Origin of the sequence: Sorangium sp. So ce295 (assembly GCF_051527405.1) — a bacterium.
Classification (GTDB): Bacteria; Myxococcota_A; Polyangia; order Polyangiales; family Polyangiaceae; genus Sorangium; species Sorangium cellulosum_B.
Genome location: NZ_CP150324.1, coordinates 6,238,767 through 6,265,442 on the forward strand (window position 1 = coordinate 6,238,767; position 26,676 = coordinate 6,265,442).

A 26,676-nucleotide genomic window follows, 5' to 3' on the forward strand; every position below is an offset into this window, starting at 1 on the left:
CTAACTCCTCAGGAGATCGGCGTCGTCCGAGCGCATCGTCTTCCGGATGCGGTAGAACGCGAGCACGATCGCGAGACCGACTGCGGCTTCCGCCGCCGCGATGGCGATGACGAAGAAGGTGAAGATCTGCCCGGCGTGATCGTGCGGGTGCACCCGGTTGTACGCGACGAGCGTGAGGTTCACGGCGTTGAGCATCAGCTCGATGCTCATCAGGAGGACGAGGAGGTTCCTGCGGAGCAGGAAGCCGATCGACCCGATCACGAACAGCACCGCCGCGACGACGAGGTAGTACTCGATGGGGACGGAGATCATCAGTGCGGCTCCTTCGCCGACAGGGTGGCGTGTCCCGCGAGGGCGCCCGGCTGCGCGGCCCCCTGATCGCCCGGCTCCGGCGACGCGGTGTCCGCGCCTTCGCCGGCGGGCAGCAGCGTCGGGTCGACCTGCTTGCCGCGGGCGACGGCGACGGCGCCGATCACGGCGACGAGGAGCAGCGCGCCCGAGAGCTCGAACGGCACGATCCCCTTCGTGAAGAGCTCGTGCCCGAGCGCCTCGATGGTCCCGAGCGACTCGGGGGCGGCCGGGACGGCCAGGACCCCGGGCTTCGACGCGCTCGCGACCAGGGCGAGCGCGCCGATGCTGCTCGCCCCGAGGACGCCGGCGCCCACGTAGCGCGGCACCGCGGTGCGGGCGTCGCGCGGCGACGTCGCCGACGGGCCGAGGAGCATGATCACGAAGAGGAAGAGGATGACGATCGCGCCCGCGTACACGAGGATCTGGATCGCGGCGAGGAACTCCGCCGAGAGCATCAGGTAGAGCCCCGCGATGCCGACGATCGACGTGAGCAGGCCCATCGCGCCGCGGATCGGGTTCCTGGCCGCGACCGTGGCCAGGCCGCCGAGCAGGACGAGCAGCGACGCCAGCCCGAAGAAGGCGAACTCGAAGATTTTCACGGCGTGAGCACCCCTGTCGACGAGCGGCCCTTGGTCTGGATGTACGCCTCGAACTCCTTGCGGAACTTCCGGAGGAAGCCGAGCGCGGGCATCGCCGTGCCCTCGCCGAAGGCGCAGATGGTGTTGCCCATGATGTTGTCGGCGATCTCGTGCAGCCGATCGAGCTCCTCGATCGTCCCCTCGCCGTGCACGATGCGGTCGAGGATCCGGTGGATCCAGGCGCTGCCCTCGCGGCACGGCGTGCACTGGCCGCACGACTCGTGGCGGTAGAAGCGCATCAGGTTGTGCATCGCGAGGACGGGGCACGCCTTGTCGCTGAGCACGATGGCGCAGCAGGTCCCGAGCATCGTCCCGAGCGCGCGGAACGTGTCCACGCCGAGCGGCACGTCGAGCACGCTCTGGCCGTGCCACGGGTGGAGCGGCGACTTGTCGCTCGGCGCGTTGACGACCTCGTCGGCGCGCAGGATCGGGCACGACGAGCCGCCCGGGATGACGGCGAGGAGCTTGCCGTGCTTCACGCCGCCGCCGTACTCGTAGATGAGGTCGCGGAGCGTGACCCCGACGGCCGCCTCGAAGATCCCGGGGTTGTTCACGTGGCCGCTCACGCCGAAGAGCCGGCAGCCGCCGTCCTTCAGGTGGTGCAGCGAGGAGAGCTTCGAGAAGTTCTCCCCGCCGAGCTCGAGCGCCGTGGGCACGGCCGCGATCGTCTCCAGGTTGTTCACGGTCGTCGGCATCCCGAACGCGCCGAACTGGGCGGGGAACGGCGGCTTGAGCCGCGGCTCGCCGCGCTTGCCCTCGAGCGAGTTGAGGAGCGACGTCTCCTCGCCGCAGATGTACGCGCCGGCGCCGGTGTGGACGTAGACCTCGACGGGGTAGTCGATCCCGAACGGGCGCTTGCCGAGGTAGCCCTTCGCGCGCGCCTCCTCGATCGCCCCCCAGAGCCGCGCCTTCGAGAGGTGCAGCTCGTCGCGCACGTAGATGTACGCGGCGTGGGCGCCGATCCCGAAGCACCCGATGATGCACCCCTCGACGACGGCGTGAGGGTTCTTCTCCATCAGGGTGCGGTCCTTGAAGGTGCCGGGCTCGCCCTCGTCCGCGTTGATGACGAGGTAGTGCGGCCGCTCGGGCTTCGGGGGCCACGGCATGAAGCTCCACTTCACGCCCATCGCGAAGCCGGCGCCGCCGCGGCCGCGGATGTTCGCCGCCTTCATCTCCTCGACGAGCGCCTCGCGCGTCATCCCGAGGGCGCGCTTCGCCTGCTGGTAGCCGCCGCCCTTCTCGTAGACGGCGAGCTTGTGGCCGTCGGGCGTGTCGTAGTTCTTGGTCAGATAGCGCGTCAGCCGGAGCATCTCGTCACCTCGTCAACCGATCGAGGATCGCGTCCACCTTCTCGAGCGTGAGGCCCTCGTGGTAGTCGCGATCGACCTGCATCATCGGGGCGGTGCCGCACGAGGCGAGGCACTCTGCGGTGCGCAGGGTGATCTTCCCGTCCTTCGTGGTCTCGCCGGCGTGGATCCCGAGCCGCTTCTCGCAGTGGTGGAGCACCTGATCCGCGCCGTTGAGCGCGCAGCTCAGCGTGCGGCACACCCAGACCTGGTGCTTGCCGACGGGCTCCTTGTTGAAGAGCGTGTAGAAGGTCGCGACCCCCTGGACGTGCGCGGCCGAGAGGCCGAGCTGCTCGGCGACCCAGCGGAGCACCCGCTCGGAGACCCACCCCTCCTGTTCCTGGCAGAGGTGGAGCACGGGGATGCACGCGGCCTGGCGGTTCGGGTAGCGCGCGAGGATCTTCTCGAACTCGGTTCGCCGCTCGGCGGTCAGAGCAAATTGTTCGGTCATGTCGGCTGTTGGCACGGTCCGCTGGCTCCCTGGGCGCGCCGCGCTCGCGGCGTGCCCGCTTCCACATGCAGTCGGGACCCCGCAACGCGGGTCCCTTTCAACGAGGGTCCGCCCGGCAGACCGGGCGCACCCTCGTGCGCCTCCGATCTGGAGGCGCCTGCCGGAGGCGGACAGCCCCGCGCACCGGCGGCCGGGCATTCGGTTGTCCGTCGTACGGAGCCGTCCCGAGGCGCGGGCACGCTAGTGAGCGACGGTGGTCACTGTCAAGGCGCGCCGGGGGGGAAACATAAAGCGGACCACACAAAGCCTGCCGCTGCCCAGAAACCGGACCTCTCCCCCCGACGTGGCCGTGCCCGCGATCGTTCTCCTAGTCGTGGTCGTGGTCGTGGTCGTGGTCGTGGTCGTGGTCGTGGTCGTGGTCGTGGTCGTGGTCGTGGTCGTGGTCGTGGTCGTGGTCGTGGTCGTGGTCGTGGTCGTGGTCGTGGTCGTGGTCGTGGTCGTGGTCGTGGTCGTAGACGCGGGCCCCCGCCTGGACCCCCCTCCCGTCCCCGCCCCCGCCTGGAGCACGTGGCCACGCGGTACTCCCTGGGTTTTCTGACGAAGACCGCGTAGCCTGCCGAGAAGTCCGCAGCGTTCTTCGTCTTTCACTTGAGAACCGGAACGCGCTTCAACTACCCTCGGCGCCCATTACGACGCGCAGGGGCGCGGACATCCGTAACAGCGAATCCCCCGCCGGAGGTGGTGCGTGTTCTGTCCGAATTGTGGGACGCAAAACTCGGAAACGGCGTCCACGTGCACGAAGTGCGGCTACAACCTGAAGAGCGCCGCCGCGCCGAAGTTCAAGGGCACCATGCTGATGAGTCAGCCGTCCTCCGGGGCGGGCGCGGCGGGACCGCGCGCGCCGGGGGCGCCTCCGCCTCCGGCGCCTCCTGCCGGAGCGCCGCCGGGCATGGCCGCGATCCCGAGCCCGCCGCAGGGCCTCGCCGGCACGGTGGTCGGCGTCCCGCCGGCGGGGCTCGGCGCTTCGGCGGGGCCTCCCCCTGCCCCGCCGCCTCCCGGGATGGGTTACGGCTCGCCGTCCCCCGGCGGACAGCAGCCGTCTGGCCCGGCCTTCGGCGGCGCGGCCGCGAGCCCGTCGGGCGGCTATGCGCCGTTCGGCCAGCAGCCCCAGGGCGTGAACCCGCTCGGCGGCACCATGGCGATCGACCAGCTGCCCGGGTACGGCGCCCCGGGCCAGCCGCCCGGCGGCATGGGCGGGGCCGCAGGGGCGCCGCCCGGCGCGTTTCCTCCGCCCGGCGGCGCGTTTCCTCCGCCCGGCGGCTACGGGCAGCCCCCGCAGGGCGGCCCGGGTGGGAATCCGTTCGGACCGCCCCCGGGCCAGGACCCGATGGGCGGCCTCGGCGGCGCGCCTCCCGGCTACGGGCAGCCGCCCGGTTACGGACAGCCGCCTGGTTACGGGCAGCCTCCTGGCTACGGGCAGCCGCCTGGCGGCGCGCCTCCCGGCTACGGGCAGCCTCCGCAGCACGGCGCCAGCGGGTACGGGCCGCCTCCGGGCCAGGACCCGATGGGCGGCGGCTACGGCAGCCCCCCGGGCGGCAGCTACGGCAGCCCTCCGGGCGGAGGCTATGGCGGGTCGCCGGCTGGCGGCTATGGCAGCCCTCCGGGCGGAGGCTACGGCGGGTCGCCCGGCGGCAGCTACGGCAGCCCTCCGGGCGTGAGCGATCCCGGCTACGGCGGGTCGCCCGGCGGCGCTCAGATGTCGGCGCCCGGCCAGTTCGGCCAGGCGGCCAGCAACCTGGGCGTGTACGGCGGCGGCGGCTCGATGGCCCCGGGCGCGAAGGGTGAGATCCGCAACCCGGTCACGGTGTGCGTGATCGGGATGGTCTGCTTCCTCTACGCCCTCTGGCAGATGTGGGCGATGCTGAACGAGCTCCAGCAGGCGACGAAGGACCCCGAGTTCAAGCCCTGGTACCTCTTCATCCCGTTCCTCAACTACTACTTCCTCTGGGTGAAGGTGCCGGAGCAGGTGACCCGGGCCAAGCAGATGGCCGGCTCGCGCAACCAGCAGGCCGAGGGCATCGTGCTCTACGTCTTCCTGCCGCTCTACGCCCTCGCGAAGGACCTCAACGAGGTCTGGGACCCGAACGCCGCCTGATCCGCGCCGCGGTCCTCCGCCGTGTCGCCGTCCAGCTCGACCGAAGCCCGTTCGCCCGCTCCGTCGGCCCTGTCCCGATGGAGCGCGGCGCACGTGCGCGGCCGCGCTGCGCGCCTTGGTACCGTGGCGGCGGTGCTCGGGCTCCTCGTCGCGTGCGGCGCCCCGCTCTGCCCGTTCGCGATCGTCACCCGCCACCCCTGCCCCGGCTGCGGCCTCACGCGCGCGACGCTCGCCCTCGCGCAGGGCCACCTGGCCGACGCGCTGCGGCTCCACCCTCTCTCCCCGGTCATGGCGCCGCTCGTGATCGCCGCGCTCGCGTACAACGCGGCGATCTACGTGAAGGACGGCCGCATCGCGGCCGCCGAAGGGATGAAGGGCGCGTGGATCACGCGGCTCGGCATCGCGCTGGCGGTCCTGATGCTCGCCGTCTGGATCGCGCGCTTCCTCGGCGCGTTCGGCGGCCCCGTGCTGGTCTAGCAGCTAGCAGCTAGCAGCCGCGGACGCGGAGCGCTTCGCCCCTCCGGCGCGACACCGGACGCAGGGCGCGCACGGCGTGGGCGCCGCGCCGGGGCCAGCCGCGCTGCGAGCGCGCGAGCGGGGCGCCCGCGGGCACGCCGACGCGCAGCAGCACCTCGTAAGCACGCTCCAGATCGCTGCCGATCACGTCGAGCTGCTCGTCGGTCAGGCCCCGCTTCGCCTTGGGGAACAGGATGTCCTCCTCCTCGTCGGCGTGGTGGGCGAAAATGTCCCGCAGGAGCCGGAGGCGCGCCTCGAAGCGCACATCGGTCACGCGCGTGCGCAGCAGGTTGTCCGCCGCGAAGCGCGCGAGGCCGTGCTTCTCGTACGCGTCGTGGAGCGGCTTCCTGTCGCCGGCCATCCGCTCGGCACACACCGGATAGAGGTACGTCTCCTCGATGCGTACGTGCGCGTCGATCATCCGGGAGAGCTGCGCGACCATCGCCGTCCGGAGGCCCGGGCTGGGCTCGGCGGCGATGCGCGCCATCAGGGCGCTGACTTCGAGATGCTGCTGCTCCAAGAGATCGAGTGCGTCCATGGGGTTCCCCTCGCGTGAAGCTCACCGCCCCGCGCCGCCGCGCTTGAGCAGCGCGTGCACAGCCCCGGATCGCGGTGCCGGGCGGCGCGGTGCAGGCGGCACCGTCGTGGCAAGGAGCGGGCCGGCGCCGGGGCGCGCGGAGCGCTGCCTTGGCTACACCGGCACGCCGGCGAGGGCGTCGCGCATCGCCGAGGCGCTGGGGAAGCGGTGGTCGGGGTGCTTGGACAGGGCCCGCGAGAGCACCTCGTCGAGCACGCGCGGGACATCACGGCGCTCCCGCCGGAGGGGCACGGGCGCGGACCGCACGATCGCGACGAGCACGTCGAGATCGCCCCGGCCCCGGAACGGGAGCTTGCCCGAGAGGGCGTAGTAGATGAGCAGCGCGGCCGCGAACAGGTCGCTCCGCTCGGTGATCGCGCGGCTCCGCATCGCCTGCTCCGGCGACATGAAGAGCAGCGTGCCGACGAGCGACCCGGGGCTGTCCGGCGTCACGCCGTCGCCCGTGTCGACGCCGGGCTCGTGCGCGAAGCCGAGATCGATGAGCTTGACCGTCGTCGCGCCCTCCCCTGCCCCGGCGCCCCGCGCCCCGGGGACGAGCAGGATGTTGCCGGGCTGGAGGTCGCGGTGGACGACCTTCGCCGCGTGCATCGCCGCGAGGCCGGCGAGGATCTGGTCGGCGAGGACGAGCGCGCGGCCGATCGGCAAGGGGCCGCGCTGCCGGACCTCCTCGCTCAGCGTCACGCCGTCGAAGAGCGGCATCACGAAGAACGGCCGCCCGTCCTCGAGGCGCCCCTCGCCGAGCACGGGGCAAACGTTCGGGTGGTCGATGCGGCGGGCGAGCCGCACCTCGCGGGCGAACCGGCTCTCGATCCCGGAGTCCCCCGCGTGCACGCGCCGGAGCGCCTTGAGGGCGACCGGCTCTCCCGTCGCGGCGCGGCGGGCCGCGTACACCGCGCCCATCCCCCCCTCGGCGATGAGCCGCTCGATGTGCAGTCCGTGCTCTGTACGACCGACGAGCGGGTCGACGGCCAGCCGCCCACACGCCGAGGCCCCCGTGGTGATCCCGCCTACCGCCCCGGCCCCACGCCCCGGCGGGAGCCCCTTCGGCGCCCCCCGCTCGCGGCCCGCGTGGCGGACGATCCCGGAACGAGGCGGCAACTGTCGCTCCTCGGCTGGACCGCGGCCCGCGTCGGCAGGGTCAGGCAGCGCCTCAGCGATCACGGACCTCTCCCTGGCCGAACCGGAGGAGCAACGCAGTTGGGAGCCAGGATCCACGTAGAGAACCTCGTCAGAAATTACCTGACGAGTGTCCATGGACCAGGCCCGCCAAGCAAGCGGATTGGGTGCCTAAACGACCAACGACGTGTGGGTGCACCTCCGGCTTATGTCCCGTTTCTACTCAGTTTTTGCCCGGACGAAGCGAACCGCCCAAGGCGTTTCCGGACGGTCAGGAAAATCCTGAAGGAAATTGCGTCCCGATCCCCGTTACCTTCGCGGCGCACTCCTCACTACATGCCGAGGGCGACGACGTGGCGAAGCGTCTTGATCTCATTCTCGTGATCGACGTGGAATCGACCTGCTGGGACGGCGACCCGCCGCCGGGCGAAGAGAACGAGATCATCGAGATCGGCGTGTGCCCGCTGGAGGTCGCCTCGTGCCGGCGCCGGGAGCGGCGCTCGATCCTGGTGCGCCCTGAGCGCTCGCGCGTGAGCCCGTTCTGTACGGGGCTCACGACGCTGACGCAGGCGGATGTCGACGCGGGCGTGTCGTTCAGGGAGGCGTGCGCGACGCTCCGGAGCGAGCTCAAGGCGCAGGATCGCCTCTGGGCGAGCTACGGCGACTACGACCGGCGCATGTTCGAGCGGCAGTGCCAGTCGCGCGGCGTGCCGCTCCCGTTCGGGCCGAGCCACCTCAACGTGAAGAGCCTCTTCGCGGTGACGCACGCGCTGTCGCGGGAGGTGGGGATGGCCGAGGCCCTGGAGCGCGCCGGCCTGCCGCTCGCGGGCACGCACCACCGCGGCGTCGACGACGCCCACAACATCGCGGGCCTGCTCGCGCACCTCCTGCTGGCCGCGCGGCGGTGACGCCGGCGGCGCCGGGCGCTCAGGCGATCGGCGCCGCCTCGAGGGTCTCGGGCTGCGCCCCTGCGGCGTCCCGGGGCGGTGGTTCGCCGGCGGCGGCGCCTCCGGGCGACACCGCTCGCTCGTCGTCTCCCGCGGCGGTCGCCCCGGCCGCGGCGGGCGGCACGGTCGCCGCGGCGAGGAGGTAAGCGAGGCCCGCGCCGAGCAGCAGGGCGCTGTAGCCGAGGTTCAGCGCGCACAGGGCGCCGAGGGCCATCGCGGTCGCGCCCGCGAAGGCGCAGAGCGCCCAGCACCACGGCAGCAGCGCCGACGAGACCGAGTCCACGATCTTGACCCCGAGCGGCACGAGCGAGCCCGCGAGCACGCCGAACGGCACGAGGATCGCGATGGCGAGGAGCGCGCGCGGGAAGGCCCCGAGCCCGAGGCCCCACCGCGCGAGCGGCACGAGGCCCACCGCCGAGAGCGCCGCGGCCACGGCGAGCGCCTCCGCCACCCTCGCGGAGACCGCCGTCGCGGCGCCCGGGGCCACCCGGGCGGTGAGGTAGCCGCCCACGCCGGCCGAGACAAGGAGGATCACGAGCACGGCCGGGAGCTCGTGCGCGGGCAGGTCGAGCAGGAGGAGAGCGTGCCGGAACACGGCGAGCTCCACGAGGGCGAACCCCGCGCCGATCGCCGCGAAGAACGCGAGCGCTCGGGCGGGCGGCGTCGACGACGCGGTCGACGCGCGCGCCCCGACGTCCTGGGGCGCGAGGCGCCCGCGCCGACGGCGCGCGGCGAGCGCCGGGAGCAGCACGCCGAGCGCGGAGAGGACCGCGCCGACGGCGAGCAGCAGCGCGAGCGCGAAGAGGGCGGTGTGCCCGGCGCGGAGGGCCCCGACGTCGCCGAGCACCGCGGGCAGGCGGCGCGCCGGGACGGTGTACGCGAAGAACGGCCTGTCGTCGGTGGGCGGCGTCAGATCGGCCTCCGCGGCCGCGCCCTCGGCGACGCGCGCGGCCGCCGCGGGGGCCGTGGGCGCGGCCGCCGCGACGAGCAGGCTGCGGACCGGGGTCGCCGGGCGGTCGGGGGCGAGGACCTCCGAGAACCTGTGCTTGCGGCAGTGGCGGCGGAGCGCGTCGACGTCCTCGCGCGCGAGCGGCGTGCGCCGGGCGAGCAGCGCGGTCCTCTGCGCGGCGCTGCACGCGAAGAGGTGGTCCTTCGGCGCGGCCACGCCCGCGCGGCGCAGCGCCGCGGTCACGAGCGAGAGCAGCCGATCGAAGTCCGCGTCCGCGCGGGTCAGGACGAGCGTGCCTTCGGGCAGGAGGCGCGAAAGGAAGTCCCCGACGCCCTCCAGCGTGTGGAGCCGGCTCTCCGAGAGCGCGAGCGCGCCGGTCGTCGACGCTTCGACCGTGTCGGCCGACGGGATCACGATGTTCCTGAAGAGCAGCGGCGTGCGCCGGGCGAAGCTCCGCCCGTCGCCCACCACGAGGTGGACCTCGGGCTTATCGAACAGGTTGCCGCTGAACGCGGCGTACCTGCCGCGCATCACCTCGAGGACGCCGCGGTCGCCCTCGACGGCGACCACGTCCTTCTGCCCGGCCTTGAGCGCGGCGCGCACGTCGCGCCCGCCCCCGGCGCCGACGACGAGCGCGGGGCCCTGGTCCTTGTGCAGCGCGTACGCCATGTCCTCGGGCTGCGGCGGGGGCGTCGTCTTCGCGTCGAGGATCGGGCTCGCCGCGGCGCCGCCGAGCCGCATCAGCGCCGCGCCGGCCTTCGGTCGATCGACGGAGATCAGCGAGCGCTCGGTCCAGGCCTCGTGCTCGGTCCGGTCGGGCGACGGCCGGCGGATGCCGGCGAGCCGGAGCCACGGGGCGCCGACGTCGCCGGCGAGCAGCACGAAGGATCCGAGCACGAACGTGGCGACGAGGCCGCCGGGCGCCCGCTCCTCGCCCTCGCAGCAGCGCGACCCGAGGTAGAAGAAGATGCCCGCCACCGCGAAGAAGATCGCCGCCGCGAGCGCGGCGCGGGGCGCGCCCGCGCGGAGCGCGCCGGCCGCGGCGAGCCCGCCGAGCGCGCCGCCGACGAGATCGAGCAGGTAGAGCCGGGGCATCTCCGGCGCCGCGTGCCGGATCGCGGCCGCGAGCGCGAGGCCCGCGAGCGCGAACGGGACCGTGGAGGCCGCGTAGCACAGCGCGAGCCACGGGAGCGACCCCGGCGCGGGGACGGACAGGGGCTCGCGGTGCGCGAGCAGGATGACCGCGGCGAGGGTCGCGCCCGACGCGAGCGCGGCGAGGGTCGCCATGCGGGCGAAGAGCGCCGGCGGGCGGGCGAGCGACGGCACGACGTAGAGCAGCGCGCCGCCCACGCCCGCGCCGACGAGCGACAGCGAGAGCGCGAGGAACGCGTGGATCTCGCCGAACAGCGCCGCGTAGATCCGCGCGAGCGAGATCTCGAGCAGGACCGAGGCGCACGCGAGGGCTGCGACGCCGCTGAAGAGGCCGCTCCGCTGGGGGACCCGCATGGGCCCGCTCCTACCACAGCGCGAAGCGGCGTTTCACCTCTCTCGACCGAGCGGGGCGAGCGGCCACGGCGCGAGCAGCGGCACCGGACCGCTCAGTCGGCCCAAACGCGGCTCCGCCGCGCCGCTTTGTCTGATCGCGCGCGCGCATTCGTCGACGGTCAGGCGGCGCGGCCCGTACGCGGAGGCGTTGGCCGCGTCGGCGTCCATCAGCCGGGTCGGCGTGTCGATCCCGAAATCGTCCGGGTGCCCCGGCTCGTCGAGCAGCACGTGGCCGAGCTCGTGCGCCAGCGCGAACGACGCGCGATCCGCGCGCAGGCCGGCGCGATCCTCGATGATCGTGTTCCGGATCGCCCCGCCGTCGGCGAAGATGAACGACTCGCCGATCCGCCCGCCGCCCGCGAAGCTCGGGACCATCACGACATCGACGGTCGAGGGGTCGCCGTCGTCGAACGCCTTGAGCAGCGCCCGCTCCTCGACCGTGCCGGCGATCGCGTCCGTGTCGCTGAAGTGCTGGAGGCCGTCGTCGAGGTCCACGGCGCCGATGCACGCCGTGAGCGTCGCGTCGGTGCTCAGCGCGCCCGCCGCCGGCGGCTCGATGGTCGCGAGCGCGCCGCCCGGCCGCCGCACGAGCACGTCGGTTGTCCCGTGGGCGCCCGCGCCGATGGCCGGGTTGTCGGAGAGCCGCACCGAGAACCCCGCCGCGCCGATCGCCGCGGCGACGGCCCGGGCCGCCGCGTCGGGGCGCGCGCGGGGCGCGATCGCCGCGGTGACCTCGTGGCCGTCGACGCGCACCCGGATCGCGCCGCCGCTGGCCGGCAGGCCGTGGTCGCAGCCGATCGCGAGCAGGTGCGGGCGCGGCGGATCGACGAAGGTGACGTCGAGCGCCTCGGGCGGGCCGAAGCTCACGCCGCACGCGCCCCAGAGGGCGTTCGCCCGCTCGACCTCCGCGCGCGCGATGGCGAGCGCGCCCGCGTCGTCGCCGCCCATCGGCGGCGGGCCGCCGGCGCGGGGGCGCACCATGACGATCCGGAGGCGCGCGCGCGTGCGCCCGAGCGGCCCGAGCGGCGAGGCGCGCGGGCCGGCGACGCGGATCATCTGGACCTTCGGCCCGCCGGGCAGGGCGACGACGAGCGCCCCGCCGACCTCGCCCTTCACGGAGCGATCGACGATCATCGGGTGGTTGCGATCGATGTCGTCCGCGACCACCCGGAGGGGGCGCGTCGATCCGCACACGAGGCCCGGCGGCGCGCCCTCCGGGCACCGCACGTGGCCGAGCGGCACGTCGGAGAGGCGATCGATCACCCCGCCGGACGGCGCCGCGGAGTGGACGTCGAGCGTGAGCGGCAGATCCTCCGGCGAGCCGATCACGAGCAGCCGGATCGCGTCGGGATCGTCGAGGTTCGCGAACGGATCGTCGCCGAGCCGGTCCGGGGGCGTGCGCTGCAGCGAGGCGTGGGAGCGCGCCATGTCGATGCGCCGCCCGGCGCCGTCGATCGCGCGCACCTCGAACGCGCTGATCGTCCGCGCCTCTCCGAAGAGCGCGATCTCGCTGCGCCCGGCGCGGACCGCCTGGATCTCGACGCGGCGGGCGCCCGCGGGGATCGCCGCGCCGGGCTTGACCGGGCTGCCGTCGACGAGGAGCCGCAGGCCGGCGGGGATCGCCGCGGGCGCCTGGCTCGCGCCGCGCGGCGCGCGCAGCGCCAGGAGCTCCGGGGCAGGCGGCGCGCGGGGCTGCTCGCCGTCCGGCACGCCGTCGGCGTCGTCGTCGTCCAGATCGACCGCGACAAGCGCCGGCTCGGCCGCCGCGGCGCCGGCCGGGCCGAGCAGCCCGCCGAGGAGGATCGCGAGTGCAGACAGCCGCCTGTTCATGTCGTCATCGCCCTGCCCGCTCGCCCTCCCCGGCCAGTCTATCGCGACTCCGGCCGAGCGCAGCCGCCGCGGCGCGATAGGGCCGTCGGGAGCCCTCCGATGGCGGTGCGTCCCGCCCTGCGCCACGTGTCGCGCCATGGTCAGCGTCAGCGCCGTCATTTTCGGTGTCGACGGCACGATCCTCGACACCGTCGATCTGCACGCGGCCGCCTGGCAGCAGGCCTTCCGGCGGTTCGGCCGCGAGGTCCCGCGGGAGAAGCTGCGCGGCCAGGTCGGCAAGGGCGCGGACCAGCTGCTGCAGACGTTCCTCTCGCCCGAGGAGCTCGGCTGGATCGGCGCCGGGATCTCCTCCCTGCGCGACCAGATCTACGGGCGCGAGCTCCTCCCGGGCGCCCGGGCGTTCCCCTGCGTGCGCGAGCTGCTCCAGCGCGTCGCGCGCGACGGGCGCCGGATCGTGCTCGCCTCGCCGACGCCGCGCGGTGAGCTCGACGCCAGCGTCGAGCTCGCCCGGGTGGGCGACCTGGTCTCGTGGACGGTCTCGGCCGACGACGCGGACAGGTCGAAGCCGCGCCCCGACGTCCTCGAGGCGGCGCTCGACCGGCTCGGCAGCGTCGATCCTCGCGAGGTCGTGCTCGTCGGCGACGCGCCGTCCGACGCCGAGGCCGCGGCGAAGCTCGGCCTCCTCTCGGTGGGGCTCCTCTGCGGAGGCTTCCCTGAAATGGAGCTCCTCGAGGCCGGGTGCGCGGCGATCTACCTCGATCCGGAGGATCTCCTCGCGCGCTACGGCGCGTCGCCGCTCGCGCCGCCGGGGGAGCGGCTCGCGTCGTAGCGACGCTCGGGCGGGCTCAGGGGGCGCCGGACGGACGCCCGGCGCGCGCCGCGCGCGCGGCCACGGAGCGCTGGCTCTCCGGGGCGCCGAGCCGCTCCCGGAGCGCCCTCCGCTGCGCCTCGTCGATGGACGACGCGGCGGTCGAGCCGTCGCGGCGCTCCACCGAGTAGACGGCGTCGGGCGGCAGGAGGTCGAGGAGCGCGGGGCTCTCGGTCGTGAGCAGGAGCTGGCGCTGGGCGGACGCGCCGCGCAGGTACTCGAGGAGCGCCGGGAGCGCGGCGCGATCGACGCCCGCGTCGGGGTGCTCGAAGCCGGCGAGCACGAGCGGGGGCTCCTGCGAGAGCGCCGTGACCATGGCGGCGAGCCGCAGCGTGGCGTCCGGCTCGTCCGCGGCGGCCCGCCAGCGCTCGCGCCCGTCGCCGTCGACGCCGTGGCGCAGCTCCGGGACGAGGAACCCGCCGGACGACGACGCGCGGGCGCCGTCGACGTCGCCGATCACCTGGGACAGCCCCGCGAGGAACGGGTCCTGCCATCGCTCCTTCGCGAGCGCGCGGAGGACCGAGCCCCAGTTGTCGCCGCTCGCCTTGAGGCGCCGGGAAGCGCTGAGCTTCTGGGGCGAGCGCAGCGTGCGCGGCGCGAGGGAGTAGAGGACCGCCCGGCGCAGCTCGTCGAGCATCGGGGTGAGCGGTCCATCGGAGAGCAGCGGCAGGACGAGCTTCGTGCCGCTCACGGCGATGGGGGCGACGCCGCGGTACGCGAGCGTGCCGCTGCGCCCCTTGTCCTTGCGCGAGAACCCCTTCGGGCTGCCCTTCAGCCGGTCGAAGGAGACCTCGGGCGCGTCGCTTCCGGCGTCGAAGACCTCGCGCAGGCCAGGCTTGACGAGCCGCGTGAGCGCGCTGCGCTGCCACCACGCGGCCGTCTCGCTCTTGACGCGCGCCTCGCCCTCCCGCTCTCCCGGCGCGAGCTGCACGAGCCAGAACCCGTGGCCCTCGGTCCTCGAGACCGCGACCCCGAGCGTGGTGAGCGCGCCGTCGCCGCGCGCGCCCTCCAGCGCGCCGCCGCGCCGGTTCGCCGCCGCCAGATCGAACGCCCCGTTGGCGCACTCGGCGAGGAACCGCACCGCGTCGAGCAGGCAGCCCTTGCCCGAGCCCGGCGGACCGACGAGCGCGGTCAGCGACCCGAGCGTGAGCTCGATCCCAGCCCCGACGCTGCCGTAGTTGCTGACGTAGACGTGGGTGATCATCGCCGCGCGGAGCCTCGGTTCGAGGACGTCCACCCCCCACGGAGAGAGCCTGCCGTCCGGGCAGACCATCGCCCGTCACGGGCCGGCGATACGCGGCCCTCGGTCTCGGTACCGTCCTGAAAGTCTCCGATGCGCCCCACCCGACGAGGATCATCGAACGCCTCGCCAGCGATGTCCGCAACAAGATCCTTGCGGAAGGAGCGCCGCCCCTCGATGCGAGGCGGTCACACCCGCAGGATCGTAAGGCCCGGCACGTAATCGCGCAGGAGCCCCGCGTTCCGCGCGGTCGCATCGAACGCGCTGGAGCCCCGTTGGAGCGTTCCCTACGGCGCTCCACCTGAGCCGCTGATCTCGCCGGTCGAGCGTCGCTTCATGAACGCCACCGGCGAGAGCCCCGCGAGCTCACGGAACTCCCTGACCAGGTGCGGCTGATCGCAGTACCCGCTCGCGAGGGCGATCTCCGACCACGACCCGCGGGCGACCTGCGCGTTCGAGACGACGCGCTGGAAGCGGGCGATGCGCGCGTACTGCTTCGGCGAGACGCCGACGGTCGCAACGAAGGCGCGCCGCAGGTTCCGGGGGCTGACGTGGAGCGCGCTCGCCGTCTCTTCCACGGTGATCCCTCCGAGCGAGAGCTTCCGGAGCGCGGCGCGCGCGACGGCCGCCGATGCGGGCTCGAACACGTCGGGACCGAGCATGCGGCCCTCGAGGGCGCGTTCGATCGCCTCCAGGCGAGCCCGCGCGGGGTCCCGCGTGACGCCGGCCCCGACCGCCACCAGCTGCTCAAGCAGTGCGTCGGCGCGTCGGCCCCAGAGATCGCGCGCCGGAACGATGCGATCGGCGAGCTCGTCCATCGGCACGCCGAAGAAGGGGTACGCGCCGCCAGGTCGAAAGACCACCTGCACCGCGAGCAGGAAGCGCGGCACGCGCTTGTACACGGCGCGCGTCTTGGGCCCGAGGACGACGATGTCGGCGCGATCCGCGTCGAGGAGGCGAAAGACCAGCGACGTCGTGCCATCGGGCAGCAGGTCGAGGTTCGTGACCGGCGGCGCGCTGGCGCGGACGGCGACGACGAAATTGCGGAGCACACGCGACGCCGGCGCGCCGGCCTCCGGATGCGGGGCGCGCCGCGCGATCGCCTGTTCGATCGATCCCACCACGTTCACCATCGTGGGCTCGCGTCGGACAGCCATCAACCCACCCGGCCCCGTCTCGGCCGTTTCCTCCAAGATTGCACGCCGGCACGGGCGCACGGTGCGGTCCAGCGAGGGCGCTTCAGCCCGAACCCCCAGGAGGACCACGATGAACCTCGACCACTACGTCACCCTCGGCCGCTCCGGGCTGCGCGTCAGCCCCCTGTGCCTCGGCGCCATGACCTTCGGCGAAGACCACGGCTTCGGATCCAGCGTCAAGGAGTCCGAGGCGATCCTCGATCGCTTCCTCTCGCGCGGCGGCAACTTCATCGACACCGCCAACGCCTACACCAAGGGCCACTCCGAGAAGATCATCGGCGATCACATCGGCCGCCATCCGAGCAAGCGCGACCGGGCGGTGATCGCCACCAAGTTCACCGCCAACCTCTACCTCGGCGACCCCAACGGGGGTGGCGCCGGGAGGAAGGCCATCTTCGCGCAGTGCGAGCAGTCGCTGCGCCGCTTGCAGACCGACTACATCGACCTCTACTGGATGCACGTCTGGGACAGGAACACGCCCATCGAGGAGACAGTGCGAGCCCTCCACGATCTGGTGGCGACCGGCAAGGTCCGCTACGTCGGCGTCTCCGACACGCCGGCGTGGAAGGTCGCGCAGGCGCACGCTCTGGCGGGCTTCCGCGGGTGGGCGCAGTTCATCGCGCTGCAGATCGAGCACTCGCTCCTCGAGCGCACGGTGGAGGGGGAGCTCATCCCCATGGCGCGCGAGCTGGGCCTCGGCGTCACGCCCTGGTCGCCCCTCAAGAGCGGCGTGCTCTCCGGCAAGTACACGCGGGAAAATGCCGGCAAGCACAAGACCGATCGCGGCCCGTTCGTGCTCTCCGCGCTCACCGACAAGGCGTACGCCATCGTCGACAAGCTCGTCGAGATCGCCAGGGATCTCGACACCACGCCGGCGCGCGTGGCGCTCGCCTGGGTGGTGGCCCGGCCGGGCGTCACGTCCACCATCATCGGCGCGCGCACGCTGGCGCAGCTCGACGACAACCTCGCTTCCCTGGAGGTGAAGCTCGCGCCCGATCAGGTGGCCGCGCTCGACGCGCTCTCGGCGCCGACGCTCGACTTCCCCGCCGGCTTCCTGCGCCTGGCCGGCGCGTTCATGAACGGCGGCACGACGATCAACGGCGAGAGCGCGCCGGCATGGCCGATGGCGCCGAAGAACGACAGCGAGCGGTACTGAGCACGCACCGAGCGCCCGTGGGGGCGCTCGTCCGAGTCTCCGTCGCGGCAGCGCCCCCCGGCGCCCTCACGCCGTCCGCGCGAGCGCGATCACGAGCGCCTCGCCGTCGACGTTGACCTCGCGCCGCTCGGCCTTCCCCCACGCCGCGGGCGCCGCGCCCAGCACGAGCTCGGCGGCGAGCGCCTCCTGCATGAGCATCTCGCGCGCCGCCTCGGCGACCTTGCGGGCCCGCTCGCCGCCGTCGAGCGCGAGCCGGATCCGCTCGGTGAAGCCGAGGTCGAGCTCCTTGCGCAGCCCTTGCACCCGCGAGAGGATCTCCCGGCCGAGCCCCTCGTCGCGGAGCGCGTCCGTGAGCGCCGTGTGCAGCACGACGACCCCCGCGCGGCCGCCGGCCGCCGCGAACCCCTCGCCCGCCTCGACCGCCACGTCGATCTCCTCGGGGCCGAGCTCGACCTGCTCGCCGTCGAGCGCGAGCGCGATCTTGCCCTCGGTCGCGAGCGCCGCGCGGAGCGCCGCCGCGTCGGCCTTCGCCAGGACCTGCTTCGCGAGCTGCACCTTCTTGCCGAGCTTCGGCCCGAGCGCGCGGAAGTTCGGCTTGAGCACGTAGCGGACCGCGCTCCCCTCCTCGCCGGGCTTCAGGAAGCGCACCTCGTGGACGTTGAGCTCCTCGGCGATGAGCGGCACGTGCTCGGCGAGCGCCGCCGCGAGCCCCTGCTGCGACAGCACGACGTCGGCCCGCGAGAGCGGCTGCCGCACCTTGAGCTTGTTCGCCGTGCGCACCTGCAGGCCCAGCGAGACGAGCTCGCGCACCGCGCGCATCTCGATCGCGAGCGGCTCGTCGACCGCGGCGGCGTCCGCCTCCGGGAACGCCACGAGGTGGACGCTCTCCGGCTGCGACGCGGGCCACGGCCGCCGCACCAGGTTCTGGTACATGGCCTCGGCGAGGAACGGCGTGAACGGCGCGCTCAGCTTGGCGAGCGCGACGAGCACCTCGTACAGCGTGAAGTACGCGTCGCGCTTGTCCTGGGCCGCCCGCACGGTCCCCGGCGCAACCTCCAATGTATCGCCGATCGAAGGGGCCCAGAAGCGCGCGCGGCTCCGGCGGACGTACCAGTTCGAGAGCGCGTCCACGAGGTCGACCAGCCGCTGCGCCGCCTCGTAGAGCCGGTACTCGTCGAGGTGCGCCGTCACCTCCCGCGTCGAGAGCGCGAGCTCCGACAGGATCCACCGATCGAGGAGCGACCGCTCCCGCGCCGGCCTGTAGCCGGCGCTCGCCGCGAGCGCCGCGGGCGACGTGTCCGTCGCGCCCGGGTTCCCCTCCGCGGGCGAGAAGCCGTCGATGTTGGCGTAGATGGTGAAGAACGAGTAGACGTTCCGGAGCTTGACCGCGAACTCCTTCTGGTACGCGCGCACGTTCGTGAGCGAGTGGCGCGTGTTCGTCCACGGCGGGGAGGACGCGTAGAAGAACCAGCGGAACGCGTCGGCCCCGGGCGCGGGCGTCGCCGGATCCTCGATGAAGACGCGCTGGTCCTGCGGGAGCCTGGGCACGTCGTTGGGCATCACCGAGAGCGCCTTGTCGGCCGGGGAGAGGCCCAGGCGATCGAGGTCTCCGCGCGAGAGCGCGACGATGCGGCGCGGGAGGCGCTTGTTGCCCGTCGCCGGCCTGAGCTCCAGCGTCAGCGCCGCGCCCTCGCGATCGGCGCGGTAGACCCGCACCTTCGCCGAGTCGCCCGTGAGATCGAGCCCCTCATAGTCCTCGCGCGCGATGATCGCGACGCCGTCCTTCGCCGCGCCGAGCCCGGCGCCTCCGCCGTCGGCCGCCGCGAACTCCATCCGGACGCGCTCGAGGATGACCTCGGGCGGCGTGTAGTTGCCCTTCGACTTGCTCTCCTTCTTGCCCTCGCGGTCGCAGACGTGCCCGAGCACGACGCACGTCTGGTACGGGTGCGGGTAGCTCCGGATCCGCGACAGCCCGAGCTTCTCCTGCGTCGCCTCGTCGAAGACCAGCGTCGAGACCATCAGCAGCGAGTAGAACCAGCCCCGCGTCTGATCGATCGCCTCGCTGATGAAGTCCGCCGGGAACGCGCGATCGAACAGCTCCTTCGAGCCCTCCGCGTGCGGGTAGCCCCACTGCGCGAACGGCATGCTCCCGCTGTCGAACCAGGCGTCGATGACCTCGGTCACGCGGCGCATCTCGCCGCCGCACGGGGGCCTGGGGGCGGAGCCCGGCTCGCCGGGCGGGCCCCCAGCCGCAAACGGACAGGGGAACGTCACCTTGTCGATCCACGGCTTGTGGACGATGAGGTGATCGTTCAGGCCGGGGTCGGCCTTCTTGGCGTCGCGGAAGTGGTCGAAGGCGCGCGGGTTCAGCGCCTCGATCTCGGCGACCGAGGCCGGGGCGAGCTGGTGCTCCTCGTCGTTCGCGCAGACCCAGACGTTGAGCGGCGTCCCCCAGTACCGCTCGCGCGAGAGCGCCCAGTCCACGTTGTTGGCGAGGAAGTCGCCGAAGCGGCCCTCCTGGATGTGGGACGGGTGCCAGTGGACCGCGCGGTTGTTGGCGATCGCCTTGTCGATGTTGTCCCGGGTCCTGATGTACCAGGCCGGCCGCGCGAGCTGGATCAGCGGGTCGTCGTCCGCGCGCCAGCAGAACGGGTAGTCATGGCGGTACTTCTCCTCGTGGACGAGCAACCCGCGGGCCGAGAGATCCTTGATGATCAGCGGATCGGCGTCCTTCACCCAGAGGCCCGAGAACGCCGTGAGCCCCGGCTCGAACGTGCCGTCCGGCCGCACCGCGCAGAGCATCGGGACGTCGGCGCCCGGCTCGGCGAGCTCCGCGATCCGCCGCCGGTGCGCGTTGAAGTCGTCCTCGCCGAACGCGGGCGCGACGTGGACGATGCCGGTGCCGGAGTCGAGCGTGACGAAATCCGCGCCGAGGACGACCCAGTAGAGCGGCTCTGCCTTGCCGTCCTTCCTGCGCAGGGAGGCGCCCTCGAGCGACCTCGCGAAGGCGTCGAACGGCGGGCGGTAGCGCTTGCCGACGAGCTCGCTCCCCTTGAGCTCGCGGAGGACGGGCAGGTCCCGCTTGAACTTCTTGGCGAGCTCCTCGCGCAGCGCCGCGGCCACGATGAGCTTGCCGGCCACGGGCGCCGCGCCCCCCGCGGGCGCGCCCGCGTCCACGACGACGTAATCGAACTCGGGCCGGACCGCGGCGTAGCCGTTCGACGGCAACGTCCACGGGGTCGTCGTCCAGGCGCAGAGCGCGGTGTCCGGCTCGTCGACGAGCGGGAACGCGACGAACACGCTGGGGTCGTCGACCGTTTTGTAGTTCGAGCCGACCTCGGCCGCGCTGAGCGCCGTCCCGCCCTGGGGCCACCACCAGCAGACGCGGTGGCCGCGGTAGAGCAGCCCCTTCCTGTGGAGCTGGGAGAGCGCCCACCAGACGCTCTCGACGTAGCTCCGGTGGTAGGTGACATAGGCGCTGTCGAGGTCGACCCAGAAGCCGATCTTGTCGGTCAGGTTCTCCCACGCCTCGGTGTATCGGAAGACGGAGTCGACGCAGCGCGAGATGAACGGCTCGACGCCATACCGCTCGATATCGGCCTTGCCGTGGATGCGCAGCTCCTTCTCGACCTCGACCTCGACCGGCAGCCCGTGCGTGTCCCAGCCGGCCTTCCGCGGCACGTCGTAGCCGCGCATGGTCTTGTACCGGGGAAAGACGTCCTTCACGGCGCGCGTGAGCACGTGGCCGTTGTGGGGCATGCCGTTGGCGGTCGGCGGGCCCTCGTAGAAGACGAACGTGCCCCGCGAGGGGCCGGTGGCGCGGGTCTCGGCGCGGAGCGTCTTCTCGAAGATGCGGCGCTGCTTCCAGAAGGCGAGGATCTTCGCCTCGTCGGCGGGGAAGTTCAGCTCGGTCGCCACCCTGTCGAACAGGGGCTCGTGCGGGCCGTCGGTCGGTTTCTTCGAGGACGCTTCGGACATGGCCCGGCCTAGTAGCAAGGCCCATTGCCAGCGTCGAGGGAAGCGCTGGCCGGCGCGGAGCGCGCGCGATGAACGGCAGGGGTGCTAGGATCTGCCGATGAGCGCGCAGCACCCTCTATTTCCAGGCAATGCGCCCGAGGTGGAGGCCGCGTTCCAGGCCGTGCCGGACGAGATGGTCGCCGAGATCCTCGACGGGGAGCTGCACGCCTTTCCGAGGCCGGCACGGCCGCACACGCGCGCGGCGTCGCGGCTGGGCCGTCGCCTCGGGCCGTTCGATGACGATCCGGGCGAGCCTGGGGGATGGGTGATCCTCAACGAGCCCGAGCTCCACCTGGGACCGCGGCCCGACAAGATCGTCCCGGATCTCGCCGGCTGGCGCCGCGAGCGCATGCCCGACGCCCTCGGGCCCGAGGACGCGCCCGCGCATTACAACGTCGCGCCCGACTGGGTCTGCGAGGTGATCTCCCCACGCACCGAGCGCGTCGACCGGGGCAAGAAGATGCGGATCTACCGGCGCGAAGGGGTCCGCCACGCCTGGCTGCTCAACCCGGTCGCGCAGACGCTCGAGGTCTACCGGCTCGACGACGGGCGGTGGTCCTTGCTCGACACCTACGAAGGCGAGGAGGTCGTGCGGCCTGAGCCGTTCGAGGTGGTCGAGCTGCCGCTCGCCGCGCTCTGGGCGCGGTAGCCCGCCGCGCGGCGCCGGCAGCGCGCAGCTCACCCCGCGCGCGGCGCCGGCAGCGCGCCGCCGAAGTCGGCGCGGATGGCGGCTACCCCGTCCGCGCCCGCCTCGAGGCAGGCCGGCGCCGATGCCGCGTCGATGCCGCCGAGGGCGAGGAGCGCGACGTTGCGCGAGGCCGCGGCCAGGCGGGCCCGCGCCTCGCGCACGGCCGCGAGGCCGAGCGGCGGACCCTTGCCGGGCGTCGCGAAGATCGGCGAGAGCACGGCGGCGTCCGCGCCGGCCTCGGCCGCCCGGAGAACGTCGTCGACGCCGTGGCACGCGACGGAGACGAAGGCGCCGGCCCCGAGCAGGGCGCGCGCGTCGGCCACCGCGACCGAGCGGCGGCCGAGGTGGACGCCGTCCGCGCCGAGGAGGAGCGCCAGATCCAGGCGATCGTTGACGAGGAACGAGGCGCCGAGCGCGGCGGTGGCGTCGCGCAGGCGCCTGCCGAACGCGTGGAGCGCCGCGCCGGAGAGCTCGGGATCGCGGAGCTGCACCGCCACGCGGGCGCGGGCCTCGGGGGGCAGGGCGCCGAACGCCGAGAGCCGCGCCAGCAAGACCGGCTCCGGGACGTCCGCCGCCTGGGTGATGAGGGTCAACCTCGGGGTGAACATGGCCATCCTCCAGCGCGCCGGCGGCGGCGCGTCATCGCGCTCCGTCGCCCGGGGGGCGCTCCGTCGGGGCGCCCGCCTCGCCGAGCGCCTCGAGATCCTGCCGGGCCATCCGGGCGAACCGGCTGGCAGGATACCGCTCGACAAGGAAACGCAAGGTGTCGACCTGGGCGCGGCGATCGCCGCTCGCCTTGAAGCGCTCGGCCAGCGCGTACACGGCCTCGCTCGGGTCCTCGTACACGCGGCGATCCGGGTCGACCTCGCTCGCGCACTGGTAAGGCGCCTGCGCGACGGCGGCGAGGATCGCGATGGAGCCGAAGGCCGCGCGGAAGCCGGTGAACACGAGCGGCATTCGCCGATGAACGAGCGCGAGCGTCAAGAGGACGCCGCGGCCCCGGCGACGCCGCTCCTCCGGCCGAGCCGCGCGGGCCCGCTCGGCCGGGCCGGCCGGAAACGGGGCTAGTTGAGGGACGCGCCCGTCCGGGCGGCGCCGTTCTCGAACCCGCCCTTCGAGGCCGGGGCGCCGAAGGGCGCGTCGCCCGTGTCCTGACCGCCGGTGCTCGACAGGGGCTCGCCGCAGGCGCGCAGGAGCGACTCGTGGAGGGCGCGCGCGCTGTCATCCCAGTCGCGCCGGCCGGCGAGCTCCGCGACCCGCGCCGGGTCGTAGTCCGCCCGGGCGGCGCGGAGCAGCGCATCCATCAGCACGCCCCGGTTCCCCGGCGGGATGAGCTCGCCGAGCTCGGCGCTGCGCAGGACGTCTGGGATGCCCCCCACGCTCGTCGCGACCACGCGGCGCCCCGAGGCGAGCGCCTCGAGCAGGACGTTGGGCGTCCCCTCGTGCTTGCTCGGGAGCGCGAGGGCGTCGCACGCGCCGAGCCACAGCGACACCTGATCGTGCGGCAAGTAGCCGGTCACCGTCAGCCGGCCGCCCAGGCGGGCGGCGGCGGCCCTGCACGCCTGCTCCTCGGCGCCGCTGCCCACGAGCGCCAGCTCGATGTCCGGGTGGACCGGCGCGAGCCGCTCGAACGCCTCGATCAGATCGAGCACGCCCTTGTCGCGGCTCAGGTGGCCGACGAAGACGATCAGCCGCGAGCTCGGCGACTTGCCGAGCGCGGCGCGCGCCTCGGCGCGGTTGCGGGGCTGGAACGTCTTCACGTCGACGCCGTTCATCACGATGTCGATGCGATCGCGCGGCACGCCGAGCGCCTCGACCCCGTCCGCGAGCTTGCGGCTGACCGTGACCACCCGGGCGGCGCGCGTGAGCCCCCAGCCGAGCGGCCGTCGCAGCCGCCGGTCGCGCGGGATCACGTCGATGTCCGAGCCGTGTGTCTTGATCACGGCCGGCACCCCGAGCAGTCGCCCCAGACAGACCGCGGCAAAGCCGTCCGGGTAGGCGAAAGCCCCGACGATCACGTCGGGCAACGGGCCGCGCCCGATGAGCTCCGGGAGCATCGACGCCGCATACAGCGGGCCGTTCAGCGCGGGCGCGATCCTCGGCACATAGAGGTACCGCGGGTGCCGGACCGCCAGCCCGTCGATGACCTCCTCGCGCGGCGCGCTGGCGCCGATAGGCCACTTCGAGAGGCGCGCCATGCCGGGGAACCACGGAATCGTCGCGAGCACCCGGACGTCGCAGTAGCGCGACAGCGCGGCGAACTGCCGCCGATTGTACGGCGCCTCGTCCGGGTGAACCGCGTTCGGAAAGATCTTCGTGATCAGCAAAACGCGCATCCGCCGCAAGAGCTCCTCCTCTCCGAGCGGGCGAGCGCCTCGAAAGAGGGCGTCGTTCACGCTCGGTCTCGTATTCGGTCTAGCCAGTCTCGCTCAGTCTCGTCAATCCCGCCAATCTCACTCGGTCTCGCCAACCTCGGTCAGCCCCGTCCAGCGCCCCATTTTGCCTCGCTCAGCATCGTTCGGTGTCCCATTTTGCCTCGCTCAGCATCGTATTCGCCCTGGTCAGGTTCGATTCAGTCTCACCTGGTGTCGTATGTCGTTACACGTCCAGACCGACCCGATGACCAACCCGTCCGTTGCCGTCGTCCCATCCAGCGGCCGGCCCGGAGGCCCCCGCGGGGGTCGACCACGCGCGCGCCCGGGACGGGGCGTCGCCCCCGCGCCGCCTGGCGATGAGCTCGTCGAACAGGCGCACATGCCCGTCGACCATCGCTTCCAGGCTGAACTGCTCGGTGAACTTCGCTGGGCCGCGCGCGCGCGCTCGCTCGCGGAGCTCCCCGTCACGGGCGACCCGCGAGAGGTGCTCGACCAGCGCGCCAGGGTCCTTCGACGGGACGAGGAACCCGTCGACGCCGTGCTCGACGATCTCGGGGACGCCGCCGACGCGGCTCGCCACGATCGGCTTGCCGAGCGCGAGCGCCTCGAGCAGCGCGAGCGGCAGCCCCTCCCAGAGCGACGGGAGCACGTAGGCGTCGAACGCGGAGACGAGCTCCGGCACGTCCGAGCGATACCCGGGGAAGATCACCCGGTCGCCGAGCCCCGCGTCCCTGGCTTGCTGCTCCAGCTCCGGCCGGAGCGGGCCGTCGCCGGCGATGATGAAGCGCGCCTCCGGCGCGCGCCGCAGCACCTCGGGCGCCGCCTCGAGGAGGTAACGGAGCCCCTTCTGCTCGATGTGCACAACGGCGCACCCGAACACGAACTCCCGCTCGCCGATGCCGAGCTCCGCGCGGACGCGCGCGCCCGCGCCGCTCTCGCGGGCGCGGGCGAAGCGCGTCCCGTCGATGCCGTTGTGGATGACGCGGACCGGCGCGCGGACCTTCACGTCGTCGACAAGGATGCGCCTGAGGTCGTGCGACACCGCGACCATCTCGTCGGCGAGGTAGGCGTAGTAGCCGAACTTGCGCCGATCGAAGCCCTTCGCCCGGTTGATCTGGTTGTGCTCCGAGTAGACGACCAGCGGCCGATTCCGGAGCAGGCGCGCCGCGAAGCCAGCGAAGATGAGCGGAGCACGGTTGTGGACGTGGACGATATCGACCGAGCGCTGGTGAAAGAAGCGCCGGATCCACAGCAGCGCCTCTGGGTCGCTCTTGAGGCCCGGCAGCACCGGCCGGAGATCCTTCGTGATCACGAGGCACTTCGAGCGGGGGAGCTTGACCTCCGAGAACAGCCGTCCCTCGCCGTCGAGGCAGATCAGCGAGAGGTCGAAGCCGTGATCGCCGAGGCGATCGAGGAGGCTCAGGACCACCTTCTCGAGCCCGCCGACCTCGAGGTTGTTCACGACCATGCAGACGTTGGGCTTGCTCATATTCTCCTGAGCGGACCGTCAGGTCGCCGCGGTCGTCGTCAGAGCGTCGTGACGCGCCACGACAGCGTGTCGACCGTGCGATGAGCGTTCCGTGTCATTTTGGCTCAGGTAAGTGAGCGTATCATGACATGCGGATGCTGTTCGCTTGACTTGGCGGCGCCGCAGCAGCGCCGTGCTGGACGTCGGACTTGCTCGTTCATCATCCCTCATCGCGCCCGCGAGCGCCTCCCGCATCGGTGGAATATGCCGGGAACGCGAGCGCGCGGGGATCGAGGTGCGGGGCCACACCCGCAGCGCCGCGCTACAGCGCGGCGATCTTGCCCTGCTCCGGCGATGACGCCGTCGCATAGAGCTTCTTCGGCATCCGCCCCGCGAGATACGCCATCCGACCGGCCCTCACCGCGTCCTTCATCGCCTGCGCCATCAAGATCGGGTCCCGCGCGCCCGCGATGGCCGTGTTCATCAATACCCCATCACACCCGAGCTCCATCGCCACCGCGGCGTCGCTCGCTGTCCCGACTCCCGCGTCCACGATCACCGGCACCTTCGCCGTCTCTCGGATGATCATCAGGTTGTACGGGTTGCGGATGCCGAGCCCGCTGCCGATCGGCGCCGCCAGGGGCATCACGGCCGCGCACCCGATGTCTTCCAGCTTACGACAGACGATCGGGTCATCCATGCAGTAGGGCAGCACCGTGAAGCCCTCCTTCACCAGGATCCGCGCCGCCTCGAGCGTCGCCTCGTTGTCCGGGAACAGCGTCCGTTCATCGCCGATGACTTCGAGCTTCACGAGCTCGGACAGACCGAGCTCGCGCGCGAGCCGGCAGGTGCGGACCGCGTCCTCGACGGTATAGCAACCGGCCGTGTTCGGCAGGATCGTGACGCGTCCCTGCTGGAGCAGCGACATCATCGACCCCTCGCCCCGCTCCTTCAGATTGACGCGGCGGAGGGCCACCGTGACGACCTCCGCGCCGGACGCTTCGAGCGCGCGACGGGTCTCATCCAGGTCCTTGTACTTGCCCGTCCCCACGAAGAGGCGGGAAGTGAACGTGTATTTGCCGATCGTCAACGCGTCGCTCGTCATCGCAGGCTCCTCGGGTCTCGACCCAGACGATCTGCTAGTCGGACCGGGACACAGGGTCCAGCGCGTCGACGAAAACCGGCGCTTCCGGCGCGCCTCGCTCGGCAGCATGGTATCTTTGCGC

23 protein-coding genes are annotated in these 26,676 nt (G+C 73.0%); 7 read left to right on the plus strand and 16 right to left on the minus strand.

Annotated elements, in window-relative coordinates:
- The 4 genes from nuoK to nuoE are packed head-to-tail and all read right to left on the minus strand — an operon-like array spanning window position 1 to window position 2,786.
- Window positions 1-312 carry an NADH-quinone oxidoreductase subunit NuoK gene (nuoK, locus tag WMF11_RS23515; protein WP_272093012.1) on the minus strand — a complete coding sequence of 104 codons (312 nt, stop codon included), beginning with the start codon at window positions 310-312 and terminating at the stop codon, window positions 1-3.
- On the minus strand, window positions 312-950 hold the full coding sequence (locus tag WMF11_RS23520; RefSeq protein ID WP_437554935.1) for an NADH-quinone oxidoreductase subunit J family protein: 639 nt from the start codon (window positions 948-950) through the stop codon (window positions 312-314). Before WMF11_RS23520 ends, nuoK begins: the two co-directional genes overlap by 1 nt.
- Entirely contained in the window at window positions 947-2,299 is a 1,353-nt protein-coding gene (gene nuoF, locus WMF11_RS23525) for an NADH-quinone oxidoreductase subunit NuoF (RefSeq protein ID WP_437554936.1), read from the minus strand. The genes WMF11_RS23520 and nuoF overlap by 4 nt, the downstream gene beginning before the upstream one ends.
- A gap of 4 nt (window positions 2,300-2,303) precedes the next feature.
- Window positions 2,304-2,786, minus strand: coding sequence for an NADH-quinone oxidoreductase subunit NuoE (gene nuoE, locus WMF11_RS23530; protein WP_044965469.1), 483 nt, complete (start codon window positions 2,784-2,786; stop codon window positions 2,304-2,306).
- A 349-nt stretch (window positions 2,787-3,135) separates the two neighbouring features.
- Here nuoE and WMF11_RS23535 point away from each other — a divergent pair, with 349 nt between their 5' ends.
- The 3 genes from WMF11_RS23535 to WMF11_RS23545 all read left to right on the plus strand — a co-directional run bounded on the left by WMF11_RS23535 (window position 3,136) and on the right by WMF11_RS23545 (window position 5,418).
- A complete protein-coding gene (locus WMF11_RS23535; RefSeq protein WP_437978999.1) occupies window positions 3,136-3,384 on the plus strand; it encodes a hypothetical protein in 249 nt (82 codons plus the stop codon).
- Window positions 3,385-3,531: 147 nt separating this feature from the next.
- The gene (locus WMF11_RS23540) at window positions 3,532-4,941 is read left to right on the plus strand and encodes a zinc ribbon domain-containing protein (protein WP_437910678.1); all 1,410 of its coding nucleotides are present in this window, start codon (window positions 3,532-3,534) and stop codon (window positions 4,939-4,941) included.
- Between the two features lie 93 nt (window positions 4,942-5,034).
- Entirely contained in the window at window positions 5,035-5,418 is a 384-nt protein-coding gene (locus tag WMF11_RS23545; RefSeq protein WP_437910679.1) for a DUF2752 domain-containing protein, read from the plus strand.
- Window positions 5,419-5,428: 10 nt separating this feature from the next.
- Here WMF11_RS23545 and WMF11_RS23550 read toward each other — a convergent pair whose 3' ends face one another.
- Both WMF11_RS23550 and WMF11_RS23555 read right to left on the minus strand, forming a co-directional pair.
- Window positions 5,429-5,995, minus strand: a complete 567-nt coding sequence (locus tag WMF11_RS23550; protein WP_012236860.1) for a hemerythrin domain-containing protein — start codon at window positions 5,993-5,995, stop codon at window positions 5,429-5,431.
- Window positions 5,996-6,148: 153 nt separating this feature from the next.
- Complete coding sequence (locus WMF11_RS23555) at window positions 6,149-7,153, minus strand: serine/threonine-protein kinase (protein WP_437979000.1); 1,005 nt, start codon at window positions 7,151-7,153, stop codon at window positions 6,149-6,151.
- 371 nt (window positions 7,154-7,524) lie between these two features.
- Here WMF11_RS23555 and WMF11_RS23560 point away from each other — a divergent pair, with 371 nt between their 5' ends.
- The gene (locus tag WMF11_RS23560) at window positions 7,525-8,079 is read left to right on the plus strand and encodes an exonuclease domain-containing protein (RefSeq protein ID WP_437979001.1); all 555 of its coding nucleotides are present in this window, start codon (window positions 7,525-7,527) and stop codon (window positions 8,077-8,079) included.
- Between the two features lie 19 nt (window positions 8,080-8,098).
- Here the strand turns inward: WMF11_RS23560 and WMF11_RS23565 are convergent, their stop codons facing one another.
- Both WMF11_RS23565 and WMF11_RS23570 read right to left on the minus strand, forming a co-directional pair.
- Window positions 8,099-10,573, minus strand: coding sequence for a hypothetical protein (locus WMF11_RS23565; protein WP_437979002.1), 2,475 nt, complete (start codon window positions 10,571-10,573; stop codon window positions 8,099-8,101).
- Between the two features lie 33 nt (window positions 10,574-10,606).
- The gene (locus WMF11_RS23570) at window positions 10,607-12,442 is read right to left on the minus strand and encodes an ImmA/IrrE family metallo-endopeptidase (protein WP_437979003.1); all 1,836 of its coding nucleotides are present in this window, start codon (window positions 12,440-12,442) and stop codon (window positions 10,607-10,609) included.
- Between the two features lie 136 nt (window positions 12,443-12,578).
- On the opposite strand from WMF11_RS23570, the gene WMF11_RS23575 reads away from it, so the two are divergent.
- Complete coding sequence (locus WMF11_RS23575; protein ID WP_437554943.1) at window positions 12,579-13,271, plus strand: HAD family hydrolase; 693 nt, start codon at window positions 12,579-12,581, stop codon at window positions 13,269-13,271.
- A 16-nt stretch (window positions 13,272-13,287) separates the two neighbouring features.
- On the opposite strand, the gene WMF11_RS23580 is transcribed toward WMF11_RS23575, so the two are convergent.
- On the minus strand, window positions 13,288-14,547 hold the full coding sequence (locus tag WMF11_RS23580; protein ID WP_437979004.1) for an AAA family ATPase: 1,260 nt from the start codon (window positions 14,545-14,547) through the stop codon (window positions 13,288-13,290).
- A gap of 290 nt (window positions 14,548-14,837) precedes the next feature.
- Window positions 14,838-15,707, minus strand: a complete 870-nt coding sequence (locus WMF11_RS23585) for a helix-turn-helix domain-containing protein (RefSeq protein ID WP_437979005.1) — start codon at window positions 15,705-15,707, stop codon at window positions 14,838-14,840.
- Window positions 15,708-15,816: 109 nt separating this feature from the next.
- Here WMF11_RS23585 and WMF11_RS23590 point away from each other — a divergent pair, with 109 nt between their 5' ends.
- Entirely contained in the window at window positions 15,817-16,902 is a 1,086-nt protein-coding gene (locus WMF11_RS23590; RefSeq protein ID WP_437979006.1) for an aldo/keto reductase, read from the plus strand.
- A 66-nt stretch (window positions 16,903-16,968) separates the two neighbouring features.
- On the opposite strand, the gene WMF11_RS23595 is transcribed toward WMF11_RS23590, so the two are convergent.
- Entirely contained in the window at window positions 16,969-20,880 is a 3,912-nt protein-coding gene (locus WMF11_RS23595) for a class I tRNA ligase family protein (RefSeq protein WP_437979007.1), read from the minus strand.
- A 97-nt stretch (window positions 20,881-20,977) separates the two neighbouring features.
- Here WMF11_RS23595 and WMF11_RS23600 point away from each other — a divergent pair, with 97 nt between their 5' ends.
- Window positions 20,978-21,568, plus strand: coding sequence for a Uma2 family endonuclease (locus WMF11_RS23600; protein WP_437979008.1), 591 nt, complete (start codon window positions 20,978-20,980; stop codon window positions 21,566-21,568).
- Window positions 21,569-21,597: 29 nt separating this feature from the next.
- Here the strand turns inward: WMF11_RS23600 and WMF11_RS23605 are convergent, their stop codons facing one another.
- From WMF11_RS23605 to WMF11_RS23625, 5 genes are all read right to left on the minus strand, one after another.
- A complete protein-coding gene (locus WMF11_RS23605) occupies window positions 21,598-22,215 on the minus strand; it encodes a thiamine phosphate synthase (protein WP_437979009.1) in 618 nt (205 codons plus the stop codon).
- Between the two features lie 31 nt (window positions 22,216-22,246).
- On the minus strand, window positions 22,247-22,564 hold the full coding sequence (locus WMF11_RS23610) for a tetratricopeptide repeat protein (protein WP_437979010.1): 318 nt from the start codon (window positions 22,562-22,564) through the stop codon (window positions 22,247-22,249).
- Between the two features lie 107 nt (window positions 22,565-22,671).
- On the minus strand, window positions 22,672-24,003 hold the full coding sequence (locus tag WMF11_RS23615) for a glycosyltransferase family 4 protein (protein ID WP_437979011.1): 1,332 nt from the start codon (window positions 24,001-24,003) through the stop codon (window positions 22,672-22,674).
- Between the two features lie 202 nt (window positions 24,004-24,205).
- On the minus strand, window positions 24,206-25,471 hold the full coding sequence (locus WMF11_RS23620; RefSeq protein WP_437979012.1) for a glycosyltransferase: 1,266 nt from the start codon (window positions 25,469-25,471) through the stop codon (window positions 24,206-24,208).
- A gap of 301 nt (window positions 25,472-25,772) precedes the next feature.
- Complete coding sequence (locus tag WMF11_RS23625) at window positions 25,773-26,555, minus strand: thiazole synthase (protein WP_437554954.1); 783 nt, start codon at window positions 26,553-26,555, stop codon at window positions 25,773-25,775.
- Between the last annotated feature and the right edge of the window lie 121 nt (window positions 26,556-26,676).

What these genes read in the sequence shown, in the direction of transcription:
- WMF11_RS23625 (WP_437554954.1), bottom strand. Translation starts at nt 26,555, where the DNA reads ATGACGAGCGACGCGTTGACGATCGGCAAATACACGTTCACTTCCCGC.
- WMF11_RS23585 (WP_437979005.1), bottom strand. Translation starts at nt 15,707, where the DNA reads ATGGCTGTCCGACGCGAGCCCACGATGGTGAACGTGGTGGGATCGATC.
- WMF11_RS23570 (WP_437979003.1), bottom strand. Translation starts at nt 12,442, where the DNA reads ATGAACAGGCGGCTGTCTGCACTCGCGATCCTCCTCGGCGGGCTGCTC.
- WMF11_RS23565 (WP_437979002.1), bottom strand. Translation starts at nt 10,573, where the DNA reads ATGCGGGTCCCCCAGCGGAGCGGCCTCTTCAGCGGCGTCGCAGCCCTC.
- WMF11_RS23550 (WP_012236860.1), bottom strand. Translation starts at nt 5,995, where the DNA reads ATGGACGCACTCGATCTCTTGGAGCAGCAGCATCTCGAAGTCAGCGCC.
- WMF11_RS23595 (WP_437979007.1), bottom strand. Translation starts at nt 20,880, where the DNA reads ATGTCCGAAGCGTCCTCGAAGAAACCGACCGACGGCCCGCACGAGCCC.
- nuoF (WP_437554936.1), bottom strand. Translation starts at nt 2,299, where the DNA reads ATGCTCCGGCTGACGCGCTATCTGACCAAGAACTACGACACGCCCGAC.
- nuoE (WP_044965469.1), bottom strand. Translation starts at nt 2,786, where the DNA reads ATGACCGAACAATTTGCTCTGACCGCCGAGCGGCGAACCGAGTTCGAG.
- WMF11_RS23590 (WP_437979006.1), top strand. Translation starts at nt 15,817, where the DNA reads ATGAACCTCGACCACTACGTCACCCTCGGCCGCTCCGGGCTGCGCGTC.
- nuoK (WP_272093012.1), bottom strand. Translation starts at nt 312, where the DNA reads ATGATCTCCGTCCCCATCGAGTACTACCTCGTCGTCGCGGCGGTGCTG.
- WMF11_RS23600 (WP_437979008.1), top strand. Translation starts at nt 20,978, where the DNA reads ATGAGCGCGCAGCACCCTCTATTTCCAGGCAATGCGCCCGAGGTGGAG.
- WMF11_RS23575 (WP_437554943.1), top strand. Translation starts at nt 12,579, where the DNA reads ATGGTCAGCGTCAGCGCCGTCATTTTCGGTGTCGACGGCACGATCCTC.
- WMF11_RS23605 (WP_437979009.1), bottom strand. Translation starts at nt 22,215, where the DNA reads ATGTTCACCCCGAGGTTGACCCTCATCACCCAGGCGGCGGACGTCCCG.
- WMF11_RS23620 (WP_437979012.1), bottom strand. Translation starts at nt 25,471, where the DNA reads ATGAGCAAGCCCAACGTCTGCATGGTCGTGAACAACCTCGAGGTCGGC.
- WMF11_RS23610 (WP_437979010.1), bottom strand. Translation starts at nt 22,564, where the DNA reads ATGCCGCTCGTGTTCACCGGCTTCCGCGCGGCCTTCGGCTCCATCGCG.